This window comes from Caulobacter sp. (assembly GCF_049283275.1).
Taxonomy (GTDB): domain Bacteria; phylum Pseudomonadota; class Alphaproteobacteria; order Caulobacterales; family Caulobacteraceae; genus Caulobacter.
Map to the genome: position 1 here is coordinate 1 of NZ_JBAPVS010000299.1, position 3155 is coordinate 3155.

Annotated in this window: 3 protein-coding genes; all 3 read left to right on the plus strand. The window is 66.8% G+C overall.

The window, feature by feature from the left end; genetic code table 11:
* Nucleotides 1–346 (plus strand): nicotinate-nucleotide--dimethylbenzimidazole phosphoribosyltransferase (locus tag WAL33_RS17025; protein WP_422182710.1); only part of this gene is annotated, 346 nt, incomplete at its 5' end.
* Nucleotides 347–480: 134 nt separating this feature from the next.
* Nucleotides 481–1695, plus strand: coding sequence for an acyl-CoA dehydrogenase family protein (locus WAL33_RS17030; protein ID WP_422182711.1), 1215 nt, complete (start codon nt 481–483; stop codon nt 1693–1695).
* Between the two features lie 211 nt (nt 1696–1906).
* Nucleotides 1907–3064 (plus strand): acyl-CoA dehydrogenase family protein, encoded by a 1158-nt coding sequence (locus WAL33_RS17035; protein WP_422182712.1) that lies wholly within the window; start codon nt 1907–1909, stop codon nt 3062–3064.
* Nucleotides 3065–3155 lie beyond the last annotated feature (91 nt).

Here is a 3155-nt window from a genome sequence, read left to right on the forward strand (position 1 = left end):
CGCCGCGGCCGAGGACGATCTGTCCGATCCGCTCGCGGCCCTGCGCCAGCTGGGCGGACGCGAGACCGCCGCCCTGGTCGGCGCGATCCTGGCCGCCCGGGTCCAGAAGGTCCCCGTCTTGCTGGACGGCTACGCCGCCTGCGCCGCCGCCGCCGTGCTGCACGCCCTCGACCCGGCCCTGATCGCCCACTGCCAGGCCGGCCATGTCGGGACCGCCAGGGGCCATGCCCGCCTGCTGGAGGCGCTGGGCAAGCGGCCGCTGATCAATCTGGACATCGCCGAGGAAGAGGGCGTGGGCGGGGTGACCGCCCTGGCCTTGGTGCGCCTGGCCTGCGAGGTCCGCTAGGCCGCGATCGGCGCCAACCTGAACAATGTTTACGTTGACGCTAAGGTCATCTTTCCAAACGCTCGTTCGAACTCTAAGGTGACTTCCGAAGATCAAAGACGGCCCCCAAGAGGGCCGATTTCCGGGAGCCCGCCATGAACCTCGATTTCTCGCCCGAAGACGTCGCGTTCCGCGACGAGGTGCGCGCCTTCATCGCCGAGAACTACCCCGCCGGCCTGCGCGAAAAGCAGGAGGAGGGCGAGGAGATGGCCAAGGAAGACTTCCTGTCCTGGCACCGCGTCCTGGCCAAGAAGGGTTGGGTCGCCCCGGCCTGGCCGGAGACATACGGCGGCCCGGGCTGGACCTCGGTCCAGCGCTACATCTGGTCCGAAGAGACCGCCCGCGCCGACTGCGTGCCGATCCTGCCGTTCGGCATCAACATGGTCGGACCGGTGATCTACACCTTCGGCACGCCCGAGCAGAAGGAGCGGTTCCTGCCGCCGACCCTGTCGGGCGACATCTGGTGGAGCCAGGGCTATTCCGAGCCGGGCGCGGGTTCGGACCTGGCCAGCCTGAAGACCAAGGCCGAGCGCTTCACCGGCGACGACGGCAAGGAATACTACCTGGTCAACGGCCAGAAGACCTGGACCACCCTGGCCCAGCACGGAGACTGGATCTTCTGCCTGGTCCGCACCGACCCGACCGCCAAGATCCAGGAAGGCATCTCGTTCCTGCTGATCGACATGAAGTCGCCGGGCGTGACCGTGCGGCCGATCATCACCCTGGGCGGCGAGCACGAGGTCAACGAGGTCTGGCTGGAGAACGTCAAGGTGCCGGTCGAGAACCGTATCTATGATGAAAACAAGGGCTGGACCTGCGCCAAGTTCCTGCTGGCCCACGAGCGGTCGGGCATCGCCGGCGTGGCGCGCTCCAAGCGCGGCATCGAGCGCATCCGCCAGATCGCCCAGGCCGAGCTGGGCGATGACGGCCAGCCGCTGCTGACCGACCCGGACTTCAAGCGCAAGGTCGCCGACCTGGAGATCGACCTGACGGCCCTGGAATACACCGAACTGCGCACCCTGGCCGGTGAAGCCGCCGGCAAGGGCCCTGGTCCGGAATCCTCGGTCCTGAAGATCAAGGGCACCGAGATCCAGCAGCGGATCACCGAGCTGGTGCTCGAGGCCGCCGGCCACTACGGCGCGCCGTACTTCCGCGGCTTCCCGACCGACGGCGACAACGCCCACCCGATCGGCCCCGACTTCGCCCACCGCGCCGCCCCGACCTATTTCAACGTCCGAAAGACGTCGATCTACGGCGGCTCCAACGAGATCCAGCGCAACATCATCGCCAAGATGGTGTTGGGGCTCTGATTTGATTTCCCCTTCTCCCCTTGCGGGAGAAGGTGTCGCGAAGCGACGGATGAGGGGTTGAAGGCGCGGTCTGCTGCGCGGGACGCCCGCCGATAGACCGGCGCGACCCCTAATCCGACGTCCTTCGGACGCCACCTTCTCCCGCAAGGGGAGAAGGACACAAGAACGCCGATCAAACTCCCCGACGGGGAGCCATAAGAGGAAACGCCTCATGGACTTCAACTTCACCGAAGAGCAGTCGATGGTCCGCGACACGGTCGCGAGCTTCCTGCAGGACAAGTACGACTTCGAGACCCGCCGCAAAATCGTGGCTTCCGAGAGCGGCTGGCGCGCCGACTACTGGAAGGCCTTCGCCGAGGAGCTGGGCATCCTGGGCGCCTCGTTCAGCGAAGAGCTGGGCGGCCTGGGCGGCGGCGCCATCGACAACATGATCATCATGGAGGAGTTCGGCAAAGCGCTGGTCATCGAGCCCTATCTGGGCACCGTGGTGATCGGCGGCGGCTTCATGAAGCACTCGGGCTATGCCGGCGCGGCCTCGGTGATCGAGGGCGTCGTGGCGGGCACGACCACCATCGCCTTCGCCTATGCCGAGCCGCAGGGCCGCTACACCTGGCAGGACCTGAAGACCACGGCCAAGAAGGAAGGCTCCGGCTACGTCCTGAACGGCCACAAGGCCGTCGTGGTCGGCGCGCCGTTCGCCACGCATCTGGTGGTCACCGCCCGCACCGGCGGCGCCCAGCGCGACACCGGCGGCGTCTCTGTGTTCCTGGTCGACAAGAGCCTGCCGGGCATCGTCACCCGCGACTATCCCACGGTCGACGGCGGCCGCGCCTCGGAAGTCTATTTCGAGAACGTCTCGATCCCCGCCGACGCCCTGATCGGCGAGGAGGGCGCTGGCCTGCCGCTGGTCAACAAGGTGCTGGACGAGGCCACGGCCGCCGTCGGCGCGGAAGCCGTGGGCGTGCTGCGCAAGCTGCACGAGGGCACGCTGGACTACGCCAAGCAGCGCAAGCAGTTCGGCACCGCCATTTCCAACTTCCAGGTGCTGCAGCACCGGATGGTCGACATGTTCATCGAGGTCGAGCAGGCCGTGTCGATGACCTACATGGCCACCATCAAGCTGGACGAGAGCGACGACGAGCGCGCCAAGGCCGTATCGGCCGCCAAGGTCCGCATCGGCCGGGCCTGCAAGTTCGTGGGCCAGAACGCCATCCAGATTCACGGCGGCATGGGCATGACCGACGAGCTGGCGATCGGCCACTACTTCAAGCGCGCTTCGATCATCGAAGGCCTGTTCGGCTCGGTCGACCACCACCTGCGGCGCTACGAATCGCTGTCGTTCGGCCCGGTGAGCGGCAAGGCGGCCTGACACCGTCTACGGACAACCGCCGATTGACGTCGAAACCGTCCGCGACATGCCGTCGCGGACGGTTTTTTCTTTGTGGCGCAAGGCTTTGCAC

What these genes read in the sequence shown, in the direction of transcription:
- WAL33_RS17030 (WP_422182711.1), top strand. Translation starts at nt 481, where the DNA reads ATGAACCTCGATTTCTCGCCCGAAGACGTCGCGTTCCGCGACGAGGTG.
- WAL33_RS17035 (WP_422182712.1), top strand. Translation starts at nt 1,907, where the DNA reads ATGGACTTCAACTTCACCGAAGAGCAGTCGATGGTCCGCGACACGGTC.